Source organism: Flavobacterium xylosi (genome assembly GCF_042787345.1).
GTDB lineage: Bacteria > Bacteroidota > Bacteroidia > Flavobacteriales > Flavobacteriaceae > Flavobacterium > Flavobacterium xylosi.
On record NZ_JBHZPZ010000009.1, the window covers coordinates 132,453 to 150,959 of the forward strand.

Here is an 18,507-nt window from a genome sequence, read left to right on the forward strand (position 1 = left end):
AAATGTAGTAAATTATAATTATAAGCTTATAATTATAATTTTAATAAATAATAATCGTAAATTAGTTGTTTATTTATCTGATATACAGTTATTTAAAATCTAAAAACTACTATTATGAAAAATTTTATTTTAACTGCAACAGCTTTTTTGATATTATTTTCTTGTCAAAACGACCAAACAGAATTAACTTCCTCCACAACAAACGCTGTTGCACGACGAACATGTGCTTCACAGGACGTCTTAACGGAACAATTGAAAGCTGATCCAACCTTAGCACTAAGGATGAACCAAATTGAAGCTTTTACACAAAAATCGATATTAGAGAATCGTTTGGTAAATGGTAAAGTAGTAATTCCAGTAGTAGTAAATGTATTGTATAGAACTGCTGCAGAAAATATCTCTGATAGTCAAATACAATCACAAATTAATGTATTAAATAAAGATTTTACCGCAACGAATTCTGATTTCAAAAGCATTCCTGCTGAGTTTTCAGGTGTCGGAGCAAACGTAGATATCACTTTTGAATTAGTTAAGATTAACAGAAAATCAACTACTAAAACTTCGTGGGGGACCAGAGATGCCATGAAAAATTTAAAAAGAGGAGGATTAGATCCTACTTCTCCAACAACAACATTAAATGTGTGGGCTTGTACAATAGGAGGTGGAATCTTGGGTTATGCACAATTTCCAGGAGGCTCTTCTTCAACTGATGGAGTTGTTGTCGATTCCTTCTATTTTGGCTTATCAAGCGCCGCTAGTGCTCCTTATAATTTAGGTAGAACTGCATCACACGAAGTAGGTCATTGGATGAATCTTCGTCATATCTGGGGCGATGCGTCTTGTGGAAACGATTTAGTATCTGACACTCCTATTCACAAAACTGCAAACTTTGGTGTACCTGCCTATCCTTTCGTAAGCACATGCCTTCCAATTCATAATGAAATGACCATGAATTATATGGATTATACTGACGATAAAGGTATGTTTATGTTTACTAACGGTCAAAAAGCGAGGATGTCTGCTTTATTCGTTTCAGGCGGAGCACGATCAGGTTTCGGTATATAATTTTTTAAGATTTTAGAATTCAAAACTCGCTACTTGTTAGCGAGTTTTTTTATATTTACAATCTAATATAAAGATATGATTACATCAAAAACTATTTCAAACGGGATTCTTAGAGCTTTATTAACCATAACTTTCTGCGGTTTAGTATTGTACTTTTTTTATCAAATTCAATCCGTATTGATTTACCTTGTTGTATCATTCATACTTACATTAATAGGAAATCCTATTTTAGACTTTTTTAAAAAGCGATTGAAGTTCAATCATATTTTTGCAACAATAGCAACTTTGTTTATTTTCACACTAATCATATTCGGTTTTATAATGATGTTCGTCCCTTTGATTTTATCTCAAGGACAAAACCTATCACTTCTTAACACTGGTGAAATTGAAAAAAACATAATCCAGTTAATCAATCAAATCACTGTTTTTTTAGATAATCACCAGATTGATTCTGCGCAAGTTTTAAAGGAAGCAAACATTACCTCTAAAATAAATTTTAATTTCATTCCTAACTTTTTAAATACAATTTTAGGCACAATTAGTAGTTTGGGTGTGGCAGTAGGTTCCGTTCTATTTATTACTTTTTTCTTTCTAAAAGACCGATTAATGTTCATTTTAGGAGCAAAAAAACTAATCCCAAATAGCCATGAAGATCAGATCTTAAATTCTTTAGAAAAAATAAACCACTTGTTGTCACGCTATTTTATTGGATTATTACTTCAATTATTTATTGTATTCCTTTTATACCTAATTGTATTGTTCATTTTTGGAGTTCCAAATGCCCTTGTCATAGCCTTTTTATGTGCGGTTTTAAACATTATCCCATATATTGGTCCTCTGATAGCATCCGTTTTAGCGGCAATTCTAACAATGTTAAGCAACCTGGGAAGTGATTTCCAATCAGAAATTTTACCGACCACCATTTATGTTTTAGTTGGCTTTTGGATTGTTCAAATTATCGATAATAATTTATCACAACCTATTATTTTTTCTAAAAGTGTCAGCTCACATCCCCTGGAAATATTTCTTGTTATCCTGATTGCAGGTTTCCTTTTCGGAATATTAGGAATGATTGTGGCTGTTCCTTTGTACACCATAATAAAAGTGATTGGGAAAGAATTCTTTCCTGAAAACAAAATCATTCAACTATTAACTAAAGATATTTAATTTTGGATTTAAACCTTCTAAATTCTGAAATTCAGGAATTTATAAAAAAAAATATTGGAGCTTCTATTTCAAAATTAGCGTTGCAAAAAAATCCTTTTCCAAAAGTGGAATGGATTTCTATTTTAAATCAAATAGAAGCCAAAACAAAATCTAAAGAAAAACTCCCAACCTGGTTTTCGACAAAAAATATTATTTACTCCGCTAAAATTTCAATTGAACAAACTTCTTCCGAAAAAACAGCTTTGTACAAATCTACTATTGTTTCCGGGGCTAGTTTAATCGATTTGACTGGAGGTTTTGGTGTAGATGATTATTATTTTTCAAAAAAAATAAAAGCAGTTGCCCATTGCGAAATTAATCCAGATTTATCAAATTTGGTCAAACACAATTTTGAGCAATTGGATGCAAAGAATATCACTTGTTATTCAGGAGACAGCTTAGCCACTTTAACGTCATTAAACAAAAAATGGGATTGGATTTACATTGATCCTTCCAGAAGAAATGATGCCAAAGGCAAAGTCTTCATGCTCAAAGATTGCTTACCTAATGTTCCAGAAAATATCGATTTCTATTTTAAAAATTCGGATTCAATTCTAATAAAAACAGCTCCTCTGCTTGACATTACAGCCGGTTTATTAGAACTTAAAAATGTTACAAACATTCATATTATAGCTTTAGAAAACGAAGTAAAAGAACTGCTATGGGAATTACACCAGGAATATGAGGGACCAATTACGATCAAAACGGTTAATATCGTTAAGAACAAAACAGAAACCTTTGAATTTGAATTAAACGAAGAATCAGAATTACCCCATTTTAGTTTGCCTCAAAAGTATCTGTATGAGCCCAATAGCGCCATTATGAAATCAGGAGGATTTGATGAAGTGAGTACTTTTTTTACGATTAACAAGCTTCATAAATTTTCGCATCTATATACCTCCGAAGGATTAATAGCTTTCCCGGGAAGAATCTTTGAGATTGTAAATGCGATACCGTACAATAAAACAGAGATGAAAATACATTTAGAAGATAAACAAGCCAATATAACTACCAGAAATTTCCCTGATAAAGCAGAAAGCATTCGAAAAAAATGGAAAATAAAAGACGGAGGAAATCTATATTGTTTTTTTACAACTGATGAAAATAATCAAAAAATAGTTTTAATTTGCAGCAAAATAAAATAAAAATGAAACAACTAATTGCCGTTACTTTATTCTTGATAAGCTTTACTTCATTTGCTCAAAAAACATGTGAATATAGCGAAAATATTACCGATTCTTTGGGGACTTACAAATCGACAAAAGAATATATGATTTACGAGAAAAATTTTGCTGGAAATTCCAGTTATATATTTTATTCCTTGGCAGTAACAGACGGTTTCCCTACTTTGACTATCCAATTGATTCAAAAAAGTAAAGGATTCCTGAAAGCCAATTGTTTTGATATAAATTCGAAATTATTTTTACAGTTAAACAATGGAAAAATAATTACCTTAATTCATATTGACGAAGAAAATTGTGGCTCTTTGATTCGCGATGACAAAAATTTTGACAATCGAGTAATTACGGGCAACTTTATGTTTACGAAAGATAGTTTTGAAGAATTAAAAAATTCACCTGTATCGTTGATGAGAATTAAATATTTAACAGATATCGAAGATTACGTGATCAAAAAAGAATTCACTTCTGAGTTAAACAATGTGGTTTACCAGCCCGAAAAATTCTTCATTAATACCATCAAGTGTATCGAATAATTAATCACAGTTCCATTTTACATTTGAAATCTTATCATTCAATCCTGATTTCAGGTTATAGTGCCACCATTCAGAGTCAAATGAGTTAAAGTTAGTCTCTGTCATTATTCTTTTTAACAACAGTCGATTTCCTTTAATCTGTCGGGATAAGTCCGCATAATTATGACTCGCTTCTTTACCAAAAAAATCGAAAGGAGTTCCCATTTCCAATTCTTCACCATCAATATTAACCAAAGTGATATCGACAGCCCCACCCCTATTATGGATTGAACCTTTGGCAGGATTTGCAACATATTCAGGGTTAGATACAATTTTCCACATTCTTTTCTGAATATCTAAAGGCCGGTAACAATCAAAAATTTTGATTTTGTAACCCTGTTTAATGAATATTTTATTGGCCTCAATCAATGCCTTAACTGTTTTTAAACGCAAAAAACATTCTGCACAATCATATACTTTTGATTTTAAGAAATTATCAGTTGTCGCGTATTTCATGTCATACACAAAATCTTGACTATAGTCTTTTAAATTCACAAAGGTAGTATCACTAATAGAAGTAATTTTTTCTTCCATTTTAGTACTTACAGCTTGTGATTTACAGGAAAACATTCCAAAAAGAGAACAAAAAAGTATGCCAAATTTTAAGTAGGAAGCCATAAAAATGATTTTTTATAAAAATAAGATAATTTAAGTATTTACAAAAGATATAAAAAACTAAAAAAACCGATACTAATTAAAGTATCGGTTTAAGCGAACCTTATGGTACAAAATTCGAAACTTTTACTAGAAGATTTGAAACTATTGGCCGACTGTTTTGAAATGCAGAGGTACTAAATACATTTGAAATGATAATAGTATTAATTGGGACACACCTCTAATAAATAAATTTCTAATTGTTTAAATCATTTAATTTATAACTGATATTATAAGGAGAGTCACCGAAATGGAACTCTCCTTTTTTTAAAATTGTTCCGTCCTGAAATAGCAAGAATCCTTCTGTTGGTTCCGCTATTGGAATAATTGAGATAGTAGCATAAATTCCATTTTGTAAAGTATTTTCGCTTTCTAAAGTTACATGATTTTTCGTTTTTAAAATGCATCGATGCATAAATCACAAGCTGCTAAATCATGGTCTGGAAGATTACAAAAAGCTATTGAAAGTAATTTCTAATAAGAGAACGTTTAGGTATTATTAGGCATTTACATATCGTTTTACCGTATTTTTTATTTAAAATTTATAATTATAACCTAATCGAACTACCTGTGTTTCGTAATAATCGGTGCTACTGTAATTAAAATCCTGACCTATAATTTCTTTTTTGATCACCAATGTATTGAAAAGGTCGGTTGCATTCAGGAAAAATTCTCCTTTACCATTTTGGACTGATTTTTTTATACCTAAATCTATAGAAAATCGGGAAGCAATTTTTCCTTGCGGAATAATATCAGGAGCCAAATATATAGCAGTTACTTGAGCATCTACTTTTTTGGATACGTGCAAGGTATTGTTCCACTTTATATTTCCAGAGAAAATATCTTGTTGCTCCGCTGAAAAAGTATTGGGTTGTGGATATAAATTTTGAACTGTAAAAGCATTAATTTGATTGTGGTACGCATTTAAGTTGAAGTTGAATGAATACCATTTTACAATATCTTGCGAAAGAACCATTTCAATCCCTGTATTCTGACTTTTATTTGCATTTTGGAAGATCGCATAAATTAAATTACTGTCTGGAACTGTCGATGCAATTCGAGTTATAGTAGCATTTGCAAATCGGTAGTACGCTGCCGAATAGAAATATCCTTTTTTTAAGTTCGTTTTATAACCCAATTCTAATAAATTGGTGAACTGCGGACGAAGAGCAGGATTCCCAACCTTTATGATTTCTGCATCATCGTATTTTGGAAATATTCTAATATCGACTTCATTTGGCCTGTCTACTCTACGATTGTAAAATAATGAAATTTTATTATTGTTATCGATTTTATAAGCCAATCGCACATTTGGGAAAGGTTGGGTATAGCTGTAACCGTCGCTTTTATAGGTATTATGATCCGGATTGATATTGTATTGCAAATCTACATATTCCACACGCAAACCCACTTCTGCTTCAATTTTATTGTTTTCAAAAATATAATTTCCATACACGGCCGGAATAATTTCTTTGTAAGTTGCTTGACCGCCAGCTCCACTATCTATTGGAGAATTTGCTCCGGGAAAGAACTGCATATTGGTTGGAATATCTCTTTTTCTGAATTTAAAACCGGTTTCAAATCTTCCGTATTTTAAGGGTTTGATGTAATCAATATTGAAGTCGGCTACTTTCTCATCTGATACCAATTTGAAAGCATCTTTTCCAGTATACGTTGGCAAAATATTTTCAAAAAAATATTTTTCATCCTCTCTGTGAAACGTGTAATTGAAACCAATATTTAACAATCGTCCTGCTTCTTTAAACTTGTGTTGGTATGCAGCAGTAGCCATAGCGGTGGTTTTTAATTCGTCTTCCAAAAATTGCCAAAGTCGCAATCGTTGCGAATAATTTTCATTAAAAAAGGGTTGGTCTCCGTTGTCAATTATTTTTTCGGTTCCAAACAAACCCGAAACGGTAAGTGAATTTTGTTCGTTAATATTCCAGTCAATTCCTGTTTTTATAGTAGTGAAATGAGTATTGCGATTTCTTTTGGATTGTTGATTAATAATAGTTCCATCAGTATAGGTTCGCGTTACAAACTCATTTTTATTGAGCGTTTCTGTATAAAGGTAATCTCCCTGAAAAAAAGCATTAATTTTGTTTTTTCGATAATTAAGTGATAGTGTCGGATTAATTTTTGGCGTTACTGAGTATTGTGGTCGAATCGTTGGTAAATTTTCTTTCCTTTCCCATAGCGAGCCCAATCCAGTGGCAAAACCCACTTTACCATTGAATCCTTCTTTTTTGTTTTTCTTGTAAATAATATTTATAATTCCAGCGTTTCCGTTGGCATCATATTTTGCAGAAGGATTGTTAATGATTTCAATTTTTTCTATCGCAGAGGCGGGTATATTATCTAAGCCCGATTGGTTCCCAAATCCTGTTAATGCGGTTTGTTTTCCATCAATTAATACGGTTACTTTATCGTTGCCTCTTATTTGTACTTTCCCGTCTTGCACGGAAACGCCCGGCAAATTTTGCATTGTTTGCAAAACAGAACCACCACTCTGGCTCATGTTATCTGCCACAGAAAAAGTTTTCTTGTCCATTTTCAAGTTGATAAGTTCTTGCTTTGAAACGACCACAACTTCATTTAAAACAGTAGCATCTTTTTCCAATTCAATGGTTCCCTCATCTAGAAATTCAGAAAGTGAACCTACGTAAATAGGTTGGTTTTTTGTTTTGTATCCAACAAGTGTACACTCTAAAAAGTAATTTCCAGAAACTACATTCGCAAATGAAAACCTGCCCTCTTCGTTGGTAACAGTTCCTGCAATCAAAACGCTATCCTTTGAGTTTTTTAAGAGTACATTTACATAAAGCAAAGTCTCTTTTGAGGTTTTATCTTTTGTAATTCCGGACAGTGTGACCGCTTTGTTTTGTCCTAATAAATCTGAAATTGACAGTATTAGAAATGATAGTACTATTATTTTTATTCGCATGTGTTGATTTTTATTCTTTATTAAAATTTTAAGGACAAAATTGCAAATAGAGTTTGAAGAAATATTGAATTTTAGAATCGAATTTCGAAAATGTGCAGCTCATCTTCATACCTATAAATAACTTCCCAATTATTGTTTTCTACAATTTTCTTAATTATTGATAATCCCAGGCCGTTTCCTTTCGAGGATGGATTTACTTTAGAAAAACGTTCAAACAATTTATCTGTTTCGAGCGATTTAGATATCCCTGTATTTGAAAAAACTAATGAATTATTATGTAATACAACATTAATACTTCCATTAGCAGTATTGTGATTAATTGCGTTCATAAATAAATTACTTATCAAGATTTCAGACAAAAACAAATTCATTTCGACGAATGTATTCGCTTCTAAAGCGGTATTTATGTTAATGTTTTTTGCTAATGCCTGTTCTTTAAAAAAATCTAATTGATTTGTGATACCCTCAATTAAAAGAACCTTTTCAGGAATGTTATATTGTTTGCTTTCTATTTTTGATAAAAGCAACAGGTTTTTATTTAATCGGTTTAGCCTTGTCGTTGTATCATTTAATTTGTCTAGTATTTCAAATTGTTCTTCCGAAACATCGTCTCTTTGCAATAGTGTTTCTAATTTTCCTTTAAAAATAGCTATTGGTGTTTGCAGTTCGTGTGCCGCATTCTCAATAAATTCGTTTTGGCTTTTATAAATGCGGGTATTTTTTTCAATTAATTTATTTATTGCCTGATTGAGTCGATTGAATTCCTCGATAGAATTTTCAGCTAATTTTGGATGGGAATTTTTATCGATTTCAAATTTCTCAATTTGCTCGAGCGTGTCATAAAATGGTTTCCAAAGCCTAATAGATAATCTTTTGGTAATGATATATAATCCAACCAGAAGAATTAAAATAATCATAGTAAACACCATTAAAATACTGATAATAAAATCCTTATTATCAACAAGATTTATTCTTGCAGAAAAAAGATAAGGCTTATTATTAATTATAACCGGAGAATTAAGCACGCGATAGGGTTCGTTTTCTTTGTCTAAATTGTTATAATAACTAAGGCTATACAGCGTGTCGCTAGAAATTATTTTTTGAACTTTATCTATTTTTATATTCCTATTCCATTTATTCCAAACCGCAATATCGTTATCTTTTAACTCTGGAGCATATAACAACTCGAATTCCTCTTTTTGAAGTATTAAAGATTCATCTGTTTCGTGCAGATACAGTAATTGAGTGATAAAAAAGAATAGTGGCGCTGCCAATAGCATCACTAGTAGAGAAAATAAAACATAGTATTTTAGAGTAGTCTGTAATAATCTTTTATTCATTGTTCCATTTATAACCAATTCCGTAAATCGATTTTATGTAATCATTGCTTCCGGCATCGTTTAGTTTTTTTTTCAAATTTTTTATGTGTGCATATACAAAATCGTGATTGTCTAACATATCTGCCATATCACCTGAAAGGTGCTCAGCAATGGCGCTTTTAGATAAAACTTTGTTTTTATTCCCAATTAGAAACAATAATAAATCTATTTCTTTTTTGGTACATTCTATTTTCTTTTTCCCAATTTTTACAGATTTAGCTAAAGTATCAATTTCGATTTCATTGAATTCAATTGTATTGTTTCCGTCAAATTTTTTTCTTCTAACCAAAGCCTGAATTCTGACCAACAACTCTGAAAGGTGAAAAGGTTTCGTCAAATAATCATCTGCTCCAAGATTGAATCCGTCGATTTTAGTTTCTAAAGTTTCTTTAGCGGAAATTATAATAATCCCATCTGATTTGTTTAATTTTTTCAATTCCTTCAAAATGCTAAATCCATCACCGCCCGGAAGCATTAGATCCACTAAAATACAATCATAATCATACATAGTAATTTTGTCTAAAGCCGTTTGATGCGTACCTGCGATTTCGCAATGAATATCATTTGATTTTAGATAACTTTTTATGCTATTGGCAATTTCGATTTCGTCTTCGATAATTAGAATTTTCATATTGCAAATTAACAATTCAATTTTGAATGAAATTTGAATTTAGGAATTAAATTATTATTTCTAAATTTAACTGAGTTTTTCGCTTACAGAATTCTGACAATAAACAATTTAAAATTATTTTAAATAAGAGATGGCAATTTTGAAGATATGCTTTGTACTCCTTTGAAAATCATTTTTAATATTAAGACGAATCTTAAATATCTGGATTTTGAAAATATTGATCCTAGAGTTCCAGAGGCTGAAGAAAAATATTTAAAAATTATTAGTCAGTCCCAATCAGATGGTTTGACTCTCTCGCCAAAAATTGCATCTGAAATTGTCTATCTTGTTAAGAAGATAATTTTATTAGGAATTTAAATTTCATTCAAAACATGACAATCCAAAAAACTGTTAGGTGTATGAAAATAAAGTAAAAACTATTTTTTCCTTACTCTTTACAGGTTCAAATTTTAGATGCATGCTTTTGAAAATTATTTTTTTATAAATCACCGCTTTATTCGCTCACCTTTTTCTATTTATCGCATCTTATTAAAAAACAAAACCTTGTAAATCAGTTATTTAAAAATGGTTCGAACCCTGTTGCCTACCCTAAAAAACATTTGAACAAATTGAAGTAAAAAAGAAAAAAATAAGATAATAACAATCTGATTTACAACTAATTAAGTATAAAAGACCCAGGAATTCATTGGTCTACAGAAAAAAAATGTAAAATGCAACACTGAAACAAAAACAAAGTAAGTAATCTAAAATCAATAATATAAAAATAAAAAACCGACCAAATATATAAAAATATACTTGATCGGTTTAAGTGAAGGCAGAAGGATTCGAACCTTCGACCGCCTGCTTAGAAGGCAGGTGCTCTATCCAGCTGAGCTATGCCTCCATTGCTCATGTAAAAGAATCTAGTCGGGGTGGCAGGATTCGAACCTGCGGCCTCCTGCTCCCAAAGCAGGCGCGATAACCGAGCTACGCTACACCCCGAAGTGCAAAAAATTAAGCGGAGGGACAGGGACTCGAACCCTGGCACCGATTACTCGATGACAGTTTAGCAAACTGCTCCATTACCACTCTGGCACCCCTCCAAACTCAAGGAAACGTGTCCTGTTTTGCGGTTGCAAATTTAAGACATCTTTACGTTACCCACAAGTATTTGAGGGCTTTTTTTTAAAATTTTTCGGTCTTTTTATAAAAACACTTCACAATCAAACATATAGGGTTACATTAATATTAAAAAAAATATTAAGATGCAATCAAAATATGAAATTGTATAAAAAAGATTAAATTTGCTACATAAACTAACATTATATATATCATGAACAAAAGAGTTGTTATTGTTTCTGCCGTTAGAACACCTATCGGAAGTTTTATGGGAGGATTATCTACAGTTCCTGCGCCAAGATTAGGTGCGGTTGCTATAAAAGGTGCTTTGGAAAAAATTAATCTAGACCCAAATTTAGTTGACGAAGTGTTTATGGGTAATGTTGTACAAGCCGGAGTTGGGCAAGCTCCTGCTCGTCAAGCGGCTATATTTGCCGGTTTGCCTAATAGTGTGACTTGTACTACCGTTAATAAAGTATGTGCCTCTGGAATGAAATCAGTAATGCTGGGTGCACAAGCAATTATGTGCGGTGATGCCGAGATTGTTGTTGCCGGTGGTATGGAAAACATGAGTATGATTCCGCATTACATGCATTTGAGAAACGGAACAAAATTTGGTCCAGCAACCATGATTGACGGAATGCAAAGAGACGGATTGTCTGACGCCTACGATAACAGCGCTATGGGCGTATGTGCGGACTTATGTGCATCTGAATACAAATTTACAAGAGAAGAACAAGATAACTTCGCAATTCAATCGTATGAGCGTAGCGCTAATGCATGGGAAGAAGGAAAATTTGACAATGAGGTAGTTCCTGTTCCTGTTCCTCAAAGAAAAGGAGATCCAATTATCGTTTCTAAAGACGAAGAATTTTCTAACGTAAAATTAGATAAAATTCCAACATTAAATCCAGTTTTTACCAAAGATGGAACGGTAACCGCTGCGAATGCCTCAACAATAAATGATGGTGCAGCAGCAGTAATATTAATGAGCGAAGAAAAAGCAATAGCTTTAGGATTAAAACCATTGGCTTACATAAAAAGCTATGCTGATGCGGCGCAAGAACCAAAATGGTTTACTACAAGTCCTTCAAAAGCAATTCCTAAGGCATTAGAAAAAGCTGGAATATCAATAAATGATGTTGATTATTTTGAATTTAATGAAGCTTTTGCTGTTGTAGGCTTAGCCAATGCAAAAATTCTAGGATTAGATAACAGTAAAATAAATGTAAACGGTGGCGCCGTATCTTTAGGTCATCCACTAGGATGCTCCGGTGTTCGAATCATTGTAACATTATTGAATGTTTTAAAACAAAATAATGGTAAAATTGGTGCAGCCGCAATTTGTAATGGAGGCGGCGGTGCTTCAGCAATTGTTATTGAAAGAGCCTAAAATAATTATAAGTTATGAGTTATGAGTTTTAAAACTTATAACTCATAATTCTTAACTCATAAATTACCCTAAATGTTTGGAATTTGTAATCTTGCTATGATCCCACTTCGGTTTGAAGCCAGCGATAAAAGTGAAATAGTTTCTCAAGTTTTATTTGGCGAACATTTTGAAATTTTGGAACAGCTTAAGCAGTGGTCTCATATCAAAATGCAATATGATGGTTATGAAGGCTGGGTTGATTCTAAACAATTTCAATTAATTTCTGAAACAAGTTTTAATCAATTATCCGCAGAAGCAATCATTCTAAATGCAGATTTGATAGAATATGTAACCGCTCCTTCTAGTTTATTAATGCCAATTCCTTTAGGCTCCTCATTGTCTTTTATAAATCACAACGAGATAAATATTTCAAATTTTGATTTTGAAGGAACAAAAACCAGTGGAGAAAAAGACAAAGAATGCTTGGTTAATTCCGCTTTTATGTATTTGAATGCGCCATACCTTTGGGGAGGAAAAACTCCTTTTGGCATTGATTGTTCTGGTTTTACCCAAATGGTTTACAAACTCAATGGATACAAATTATTACGGGATGCTTCACAACAATCAACACAAGGGGAAGCTTTAAGTTTTATTGAAGAAAGCGAACCTGGAGATTTGGCTTTTTTTGACAATGATGAAGGTAATATTATCCATGTAGGGATAATTATGGATGACAATTATATTATTCATGCAAGTGGCAAAGTTCGAATTGACCGATTAGATCATCTAGGGATTTACAATGCCGAAATAAACAGACATACTCACAAACTAAGAGTAATAAAAAAAATTATTTAAATCGGCATGCTATTCCCCTGAATTAAATACGTGCCTTTAGCGCATTATATTGCGTCGTCATGTCCATAGCTCTATATAAATTTAATAGTAATTTATAAATATCCTGATCATTAGGAATTGCCACATTACCTTTTTCCAGATAAGATATTGCCTTTATAATTAAATTATCTTTTTTAATAATCAGCTCATCGTAAACCTTCATATCTTTAGCAGATGTACCTAGATTACTCATCTCGTCCATAACAATCTTTTTCGCATCAATTTTCAAGTAGGCTAAATTTAAATAGGCACTAGGATCTTTAGGATTAATTTCTAATATTTTATTATTGCACCACTCTGATTTGTCTAAATCTTTTTTGTTAAGATAAATAAAAGCCATATTTGTGTAAATTTCAGTTCTTTTAGACGGTAATTTTTCTACTCTTGGTTTTATATGGGTTCCAGCTTTTACACTCAAATCTCTAGATAAAATGGAGTTGAAAAATTGATCCACACCGGTTTCTTTATTCACAGCATAATATCCTAACCCTTTTCCAGAAAATTTAAGCATCTCTAATTCTTCATAAAGTTTTATAGCGTTAGTATAATCTTTCGCATCTTTATAGTAAGATGCTGCATAATATAAATTTATAGTATCCTTTTTATTACCCAAATAAATACTATGCATCTTACTTGCTCCCTCTGAAAACCTTTTTGCTTCAATATCTGCAATAGCACTTTTTAATAAATCAGCTTTTATTTTTTTTATTGCTTCTATTGCAAGAACCGAATATTTAAATTTACCCGATGCCTTTTCAGCTGCAATTAAATCTTGATAAGCCGCAATTGCGAGAGCAATATTTTTACTTGGTTCAATATTTGTCTCAAACAAACCAGTTAAAACTTTAGCTTTCAAATTATAAAATTCGGATTGATCAGCTTCTTCTGCGTTAAAAATTAAATACTCAGCATTATTTAATATGTTTATTGATTGCTGGAATCTACCATTCTTAAACTCATTTTCAGCAGATTTTATTTCGTTTTTTTGCGAAAAACAGGTTATTGAAAAAAACGAAAAATAGATGATTGTTAAAAACTTAGTTTTCATAAAAATTTGGGGATTTGGCTTTTGGTTAATATTCTAAGGCTATTCTTGCAAAATATTGGTTAGAAATTTGCGTTTAAATTAAATAATACATTTTTTAAATGAGAAGAAATTAAAGTTAAACATTGATTAAAAATTCGATAAATTTTTCTGTACTTTTTTTTCTAAAAATATAATTTATTTTTTGTTTTTCAAGTAAAAACTAATATTTTTTTAATAAAAAAAAGCTTATTTGTAATAAAAAAACTATCATTTTTTGCGCTTTTATTTTCAAGCCTTTCCAATTTTAAAATAAAAACCTCCCAAAGCAAACTTTAGGAGGTTTTTTATCAAATTTTTAGATTAAAATCATACACATATCTAACCAAAAAATTTAAGATAAATATTTACATTTTAGCTTTTAACGCTTTTTTCTTTTCCGTCATTTCTAAAGCTCCGTAAACGCTTAACAAGGTATTTTTAACCTCCGTGTTTTTAGGATCCAGTTCACTTGCTTTTTCTAAATAAGGTAAAGCATCCATAAAAACCGCTTCTCTTTGTTTTTTAAGAACTAAGTAACGCTTATTGTCTTTTTCTGAATTACTTAATTTGCTCATCTCGTCAAACAGATTTTTATCAGCATCCAACTTCATAGTAGCTAAATTAAGATATGCATTTACATAATCTGGCTTTATTTTTATTGCTTGCAAATAATATTTTTCAGCTTCAGCATTGTTCTTAGCATTATAACTGATCACACCTAAATTAAATATCAAATCAGCATCATTAGGATTTTTTTGCAATACTTCTGAAATTAATTTTTTATAAGTATCATAATCTTTTGTTTCCAAATATAAATTAGCTTCCGTTAGAATTAATGAAGTGTCTTCAGGATTAGCAACTCTGGCAGCTGCTATTGCTTTTTTAGCCTCTTCTGTTTTTCCTTTTTCAACTAGAATTAAAGCCATATTTTTATATATCTCGCCTCTTTTTGAAGGTGTAGCTTCCGTTCTTGGTTTTTCGTGAGTTCCCAATTTCACCATTCTGTCTCTTTCTGCAGCAGTTGTAAAAAGATCTTCTTCTCCACTTAACTTATTCATAGCTAAATAACTAGTTCCCTTTCCAGAATAATTCAAAGTTTTCAACTCTTCATAAAACTTAAGAGCCTCGTCATAATTCTTAGCATTTACATAAGTAGAAGCCGCATAATACAAATTAATAGTGTCTTTTTTATCTAATAAATAAGCATCATATAATTTTTTAGCGCTATCTGAATGCTTGTCAATTTTAGAATCTGCAATTGCAGCATTTATTAATTTAAACTTTATTTCAGTAATAGAAGCCGCTGCTTGCGTTGAAAATTTCATTTTTCCGCTAGTTTTTTCAACTGAGATTAAATCTTGGTATGCTTTTGCAGCAAGAGAAAGATTTTTATCTGTATCAACTTTTTTATTTGCTAAATCTAAGTACGCATTTCCCTTAACAAAGAAAAATTGTGCTTTTTCAGCATCTGGAGCAGTTGCAGAAGCGGATTCGGCAGCTATCAAAATATTCACTGCTTCTTGCGAATTACCACCTTTAATCGCTTTTTCAGCAGCTTTAATTTGGTCTTTTTGAGCAAAAGTAGCTACTGATATCAATAATGCTGATGCAAGTATTACATATTTACTTTTCATAATATTCTATTTTTGTTTAATAATTATTCTTGTTTACATTCTTATTTTTAGGCTTCATCGTCAGCGTCGTTGTCATCAGCATCTTCTTCATCCTCTTCACTCTCTTCAGAATCATCTTCTTCCTCGTCTTCTTCCGTTCCTTCATCATCAAGAACTTCTAAGATCGGCTTAACTCTTTCGATTGCTTCCGATTCAATAACATTTCCGTCTTCATCAACAATCACTTCAGCAATATCGTCTTTCATTACTTTTGTAACCGCTGCAATCGAATCGTTTCCTTTAATGTTGATTAACTTCACTCCTTGTGTAGCGCGTCCCATTACTCTCAAATCTTCAACAGCCATTCTAATAGTCAATCCAGATTTGTTGATAATCATCAAATCATCCGCATCAGTAACGGCATTTATAGAAATAAGTTTACCTGTTTTCTCCGTAATATTTAAAGTTTTAACTCCTTTACCTCCACGGTTTGTAATTCTGTATTCATCAAGACTTGAACGTTTTCCGTAACCATTTTCAGCAACAACTAAAATTTCACTGCTCATATCATTTACAGTAACCATGCCAATAACTTCATCAGTATCGTCTTTCAGTGTAATTCCACGAACTCCCGAAGCAGTTCTTCCCATCGGACGGGTTTTAGTTTCCTCAAAACGAACTAATTTACCAGATTTCACAGCCAAAATAATTTGACTTTCTCCATTGGTTAATTTTGCTTCTAATAATTCATCCCCTTCCTTAATGGTAATTGCAGCAACACCATTTACTCTAGGTTTAGAATATTTCTCCAAAGATGTTTTCTTAACCTGACCTTTTTTAGTTACCATAATAAGGTTGTGGCTCTTAATGTATTCTTGATCTTTTAAATCCTGAGTACAAATAAATGCTTTTACTTTATCGTCGCTTTCAATATTTACTAAATTTTGAATTGCTCTACCTTTAGCTGTTTTGCTTCCTTCTGGTATCTCGTAGACACGCATCCAGAAACATTTACCTTTTTGAGTAAAGAACATCATATATTGGTGATTCGTTGCCACGAACATGTGCTCTAAGAAATCTTGATCTCTTGTTCCAGCGCTTTTTTGTCCAACTCCTCCTCTATTCTGAGTTTTATATTCTGTAAGGTTGGTACGTTTAATATATCCTGCATGAGAAATTGTAATTACCACATTTTCATCAGCAATTAAATCTTCAATACTAACATCTCCACCAGAATATTCAATTACAGAACGACGTTCATCTCCGTACTTTTCACGAATTTCCTCCAGTTCTTCTTTTATCAAAGCCGTTCTTAAATTTACATCGGCTAACAAAGCTTTTAAATGCTCAATTAGCTTCATAATTTCTTCATATTCGGTTCTTAACTTGTCTTGTTCCAGACCTGTCAATTGACGCAAACGCATCTCTACAATAGCACGAGACTGAATATCAGATAATTTGAATCTTTCGATTAATTTCTCTCTTGCTTCTTCCGTACTTTTTGAAGCTTTGATTAAAGCAATTACTTCGTCAATATTATCAGAAGCGATAATCAAACCTTCCAAAATATGCGCTCTTGCTTCTGCTTTTTTCAATTCAAATTGCGTTCTGCGAGTCACCACATCATGACGGTGCTCAACGAAATAATGAATCAAATCTTTCAGATTCAACATTTGCGGACGACCTTTTACAATTGCAATATTGTTTACACTGAATGAAGATTGTAATTGCGTAAATTTATAAAGCGTATTCAAAACTACGTTTGGCGTGGCATCACGTTTCAAAATATAAACGATACGCATCCCGTTTCTATCCGATTCATCACGGATATTAGCGATACCATCTATTTTTTTATCATTTACCAAATCAGCAGTCCGTTTGATCATATCCGCTTTATTCACTTGGTACGGAATTTCGGTAACGATAATACACTCCCGACCATCCACTTCTTCAAAACCAACTTTGGCACGCATTACAATACGTCCTCTCCCGGTTTTAAATGCTTCACGAACGCCTTCATATCCATATATTATACCTCCAGTAGGAAAATCCGGAGCTTTAATATGGTTCATCAATTCATCTATTTCAATGTCATTGTTATCAATATAGGCTAATGTACCATTGATTACTTCAGTAAGATTATGAGGTGGCATATTCGTTGCCATACCCACTGCTATTCCTGTTGCCCCATTAATTAATAAGGTAGGAACTCTAGTAGGCATAACCGTTGGCTCTTCTAAAGTATCATCAAAATTTAATTTAAAATCAACGGTTTCTTTATCTATATCCGCCAAGATTTCTTCCGAAATCTTACGCATTCTAGCCTCAGTATAACGCATCGCTGCAGGACTATCACCATCTACAGAACCAAAGTTACCCTGACCGTCAATCAATAAATAACGTAAACTCCATTCCTGTGCCATACGAACCATGGCATCATAAACAGAGGTATCTCCATGAGGGTGATATTTTCCAAGAACTTCCCCGACAATTCTTGCTGACTTTTTGTGGGCAGATCTGGAGTTTACTCCCAAATCATGCATTCCATAAAGTACTCTTCGATGTACTGGTTTCAAGCCATCTCTGACATCTGGAAGTGCTCTTGATACAATTACTGACATCGAATAATCGATGTAAGCTGTTTTCATTTCATCTTCAATGTTAATAGGAATTAACTTTTCTCCTTCAGACATAAGTTGTTATATTAAAAAATTATATTAGTTTCAAAACGTGCCAATATACGTCTTTTTGAAATTTCTGAACCTCTTTTAGACTACTTATTTCAATGATTTATTAACAAATTTTCCTTCTCTTTTAGTTAATAAATTATGT

The 18,507-nt window shown here is 32.1% G+C and carries 15 protein-coding genes and 3 tRNA genes; 7 read left to right on the forward strand and 11 right to left on the reverse strand.

The window, feature by feature from the left end:
• Window positions 1-114 precede the first annotated feature (114 nt).
• The 4 genes from ACFX5E_RS09340 to ACFX5E_RS09355 all read left to right on the forward strand — a co-directional run bounded on the left by ACFX5E_RS09340 (window position 115) and on the right by ACFX5E_RS09355 (window position 3,985).
• Entirely contained in the window at window positions 115-1,065 is a 951-nt protein-coding gene (locus tag ACFX5E_RS09340; RefSeq protein WP_379854935.1) for a zinc metalloprotease, read from the forward strand.
• A 75-nt stretch (window positions 1,066-1,140) separates the two neighbouring features.
• Entirely contained in the window at window positions 1,141-2,232 is a 1,092-nt protein-coding gene (locus ACFX5E_RS09345; protein ID WP_379854936.1) for an AI-2E family transporter, read from the forward strand.
• A gap of 2 nt (window positions 2,233-2,234) precedes the next feature.
• Window positions 2,235-3,416 (forward strand): THUMP-like domain-containing protein, encoded by a 1,182-nt coding sequence (locus tag ACFX5E_RS09350; RefSeq protein WP_379854937.1) that lies wholly within the window; start codon window positions 2,235-2,237, stop codon window positions 3,414-3,416.
• 2 nt (window positions 3,417-3,418) lie between these two features.
• A complete protein-coding gene (locus ACFX5E_RS09355; RefSeq protein ID WP_379854938.1) occupies window positions 3,419-3,985 on the forward strand; it encodes a hypothetical protein in 567 nt (188 codons plus the stop codon).
• Here the strand turns inward: ACFX5E_RS09355 and ACFX5E_RS09360 are convergent, their stop codons facing one another.
• From ACFX5E_RS09360 to ACFX5E_RS09380, 5 genes are all read right to left on the reverse strand, one after another.
• Complete coding sequence (locus ACFX5E_RS09360; RefSeq protein WP_379854939.1) at window positions 3,986-4,642, reverse strand: M15 family metallopeptidase; 657 nt, start codon at window positions 4,640-4,642, stop codon at window positions 3,986-3,988. It abuts the gene before it with no gap.
• A gap of 232 nt (window positions 4,643-4,874) precedes the next feature.
• Window positions 4,875-5,093 (reverse strand): hypothetical protein, encoded by a 219-nt coding sequence (locus ACFX5E_RS09365; protein ID WP_379854940.1) that lies wholly within the window; start codon window positions 5,091-5,093, stop codon window positions 4,875-4,877.
• A 120-nt stretch (window positions 5,094-5,213) separates the two neighbouring features.
• Window positions 5,214-7,622 carry a TonB-dependent receptor gene (locus ACFX5E_RS09370; RefSeq protein WP_379854941.1) on the reverse strand — a complete coding sequence of 803 codons (2,409 nt, stop codon included), beginning with the start codon at window positions 7,620-7,622 and terminating at the stop codon, window positions 5,214-5,216.
• Window positions 7,623-7,693: 71 nt separating this feature from the next.
• Window positions 7,694-8,962: a sensor histidine kinase gene (locus ACFX5E_RS09375; RefSeq protein ID WP_379854942.1), complete on the reverse strand. Its 1,269-nt coding sequence runs from the start codon at window positions 8,960-8,962 to the stop codon at window positions 7,694-7,696.
• Window positions 8,955-9,632, reverse strand: coding sequence for a response regulator transcription factor (locus ACFX5E_RS09380; RefSeq protein ID WP_379854943.1), 678 nt, complete (start codon window positions 9,630-9,632; stop codon window positions 8,955-8,957). Before ACFX5E_RS09380 ends, ACFX5E_RS09375 begins: the two co-directional genes overlap by 8 nt.
• A 147-nt stretch (window positions 9,633-9,779) precedes the next feature.
• Here ACFX5E_RS09380 and ACFX5E_RS09385 point away from each other — a divergent pair, with 147 nt between their 5' ends.
• Window positions 9,780-9,989: a hypothetical protein gene (locus ACFX5E_RS09385; protein WP_379854944.1), complete on the forward strand. Its 210-nt coding sequence runs from the start codon at window positions 9,780-9,782 to the stop codon at window positions 9,987-9,989.
• Between the two features lie 452 nt (window positions 9,990-10,441).
• Here the strand turns inward: ACFX5E_RS09385 and ACFX5E_RS09390 are convergent.
• The 3 genes from ACFX5E_RS09390 to ACFX5E_RS09400 all read right to left on the reverse strand — a co-directional run bounded on the left by ACFX5E_RS09390 (window position 10,442) and on the right by ACFX5E_RS09400 (window position 10,714).
• Window positions 10,442-10,515 (reverse strand) — tRNA-Arg (locus tag ACFX5E_RS09390).
• Window positions 10,516-10,538: 23 nt separating this feature from the next.
• Window positions 10,539-10,613, reverse strand: a tRNA-Pro gene (locus ACFX5E_RS09395).
• Window positions 10,614-10,630: 17 nt separating this feature from the next.
• Window positions 10,631-10,714 (reverse strand) — tRNA-Ser (locus tag ACFX5E_RS09400).
• 230 nt (window positions 10,715-10,944) lie between these two features.
• Here ACFX5E_RS09400 and ACFX5E_RS09405 point away from each other — a divergent pair.
• Entirely contained in the window at window positions 10,945-12,123 is a 1,179-nt protein-coding gene (locus ACFX5E_RS09405; RefSeq protein ID WP_379854945.1) for an acetyl-CoA C-acyltransferase, read from the forward strand.
• Between the two features lie 72 nt (window positions 12,124-12,195).
• Window positions 12,196-12,957 carry a C40 family peptidase gene (locus tag ACFX5E_RS09410; RefSeq protein ID WP_379854946.1) on the forward strand — a complete coding sequence of 254 codons (762 nt, stop codon included), beginning with the start codon at window positions 12,196-12,198 and terminating at the stop codon, window positions 12,955-12,957.
• 22 nt (window positions 12,958-12,979) lie between these two features.
• Here ACFX5E_RS09410 and ACFX5E_RS09415 read toward each other — a convergent pair whose 3' ends face one another.
• The 3 genes from ACFX5E_RS09415 to gyrA all read right to left on the reverse strand — a co-directional run bounded on the left by ACFX5E_RS09415 (window position 12,980) and on the right by gyrA (window position 18,368).
• A complete protein-coding gene (locus tag ACFX5E_RS09415) occupies window positions 12,980-14,044 on the reverse strand; it encodes a hypothetical protein (protein ID WP_379854947.1) in 1,065 nt (354 codons plus the stop codon).
• 383 nt (window positions 14,045-14,427) lie between these two features.
• Window positions 14,428-15,696: a tetratricopeptide repeat protein gene (locus ACFX5E_RS09420; protein ID WP_379854948.1), complete on the reverse strand. Its 1,269-nt coding sequence runs from the start codon at window positions 15,694-15,696 to the stop codon at window positions 14,428-14,430.
• Between the two features lie 47 nt (window positions 15,697-15,743).
• Window positions 15,744-18,368, reverse strand: a complete 2,625-nt coding sequence (gene gyrA, locus ACFX5E_RS09425; RefSeq protein WP_379854949.1) for a DNA gyrase subunit A — start codon at window positions 18,366-18,368, stop codon at window positions 15,744-15,746.
• Window positions 18,369-18,507 lie beyond the last annotated feature (139 nt).

What these genes read in the sequence shown, in the direction of transcription:
- ACFX5E_RS09415 (WP_379854947.1), bottom strand. Translation starts at nt 14,044, where the DNA reads ATGAAAACTAAGTTTTTAACAATCATCTATTTTTCGTTTTTTTCAATA.
- ACFX5E_RS09375 (WP_379854942.1), bottom strand. Translation starts at nt 8,962, where the DNA reads ATGAATAAAAGATTATTACAGACTACTCTAAAATACTATGTTTTATTT.
- ACFX5E_RS09420 (WP_379854948.1), bottom strand. Translation starts at nt 15,696, where the DNA reads ATGAAAAGTAAATATGTAATACTTGCATCAGCATTATTGATATCAGTA.
- ACFX5E_RS09410 (WP_379854946.1), top strand. Translation starts at nt 12,196, where the DNA reads ATGTTTGGAATTTGTAATCTTGCTATGATCCCACTTCGGTTTGAAGCC.
- gyrA (WP_379854949.1), bottom strand. Translation starts at nt 18,368, where the DNA reads ATGTCTGAAGGAGAAAAGTTAATTCCTATTAACATTGAAGATGAAATG.
- ACFX5E_RS09340 (WP_379854935.1), top strand. Translation starts at nt 115, where the DNA reads ATGAAAAATTTTATTTTAACTGCAACAGCTTTTTTGATATTATTTTCT.
- ACFX5E_RS09355 (WP_379854938.1), top strand. Translation starts at nt 3,419, where the DNA reads ATGAAACAACTAATTGCCGTTACTTTATTCTTGATAAGCTTTACTTCA.
- ACFX5E_RS09405 (WP_379854945.1), top strand. Translation starts at nt 10,945, where the DNA reads ATGAACAAAAGAGTTGTTATTGTTTCTGCCGTTAGAACACCTATCGGA.
- ACFX5E_RS09365 (WP_379854940.1), bottom strand. Translation starts at nt 5,093, where the DNA reads ATGCATCGATGCATTTTAAAAACGAAAAATCATGTAACTTTAGAAAGC.
- ACFX5E_RS09370 (WP_379854941.1), bottom strand. Translation starts at nt 7,622, where the DNA reads ATGCGAATAAAAATAATAGTACTATCATTTCTAATACTGTCAATTTCA.
- ACFX5E_RS09360 (WP_379854939.1), bottom strand. Translation starts at nt 4,642, where the DNA reads ATGGCTTCCTACTTAAAATTTGGCATACTTTTTTGTTCTCTTTTTGGA.
- ACFX5E_RS09380 (WP_379854943.1), bottom strand. Translation starts at nt 9,632, where the DNA reads ATGAAAATTCTAATTATCGAAGACGAAATCGAAATTGCCAATAGCATA.
- ACFX5E_RS09385 (WP_379854944.1), top strand. Translation starts at nt 9,780, where the DNA reads ATGCTTTGTACTCCTTTGAAAATCATTTTTAATATTAAGACGAATCTT.
- ACFX5E_RS09345 (WP_379854936.1), top strand. Translation starts at nt 1,141, where the DNA reads ATGATTACATCAAAAACTATTTCAAACGGGATTCTTAGAGCTTTATTA.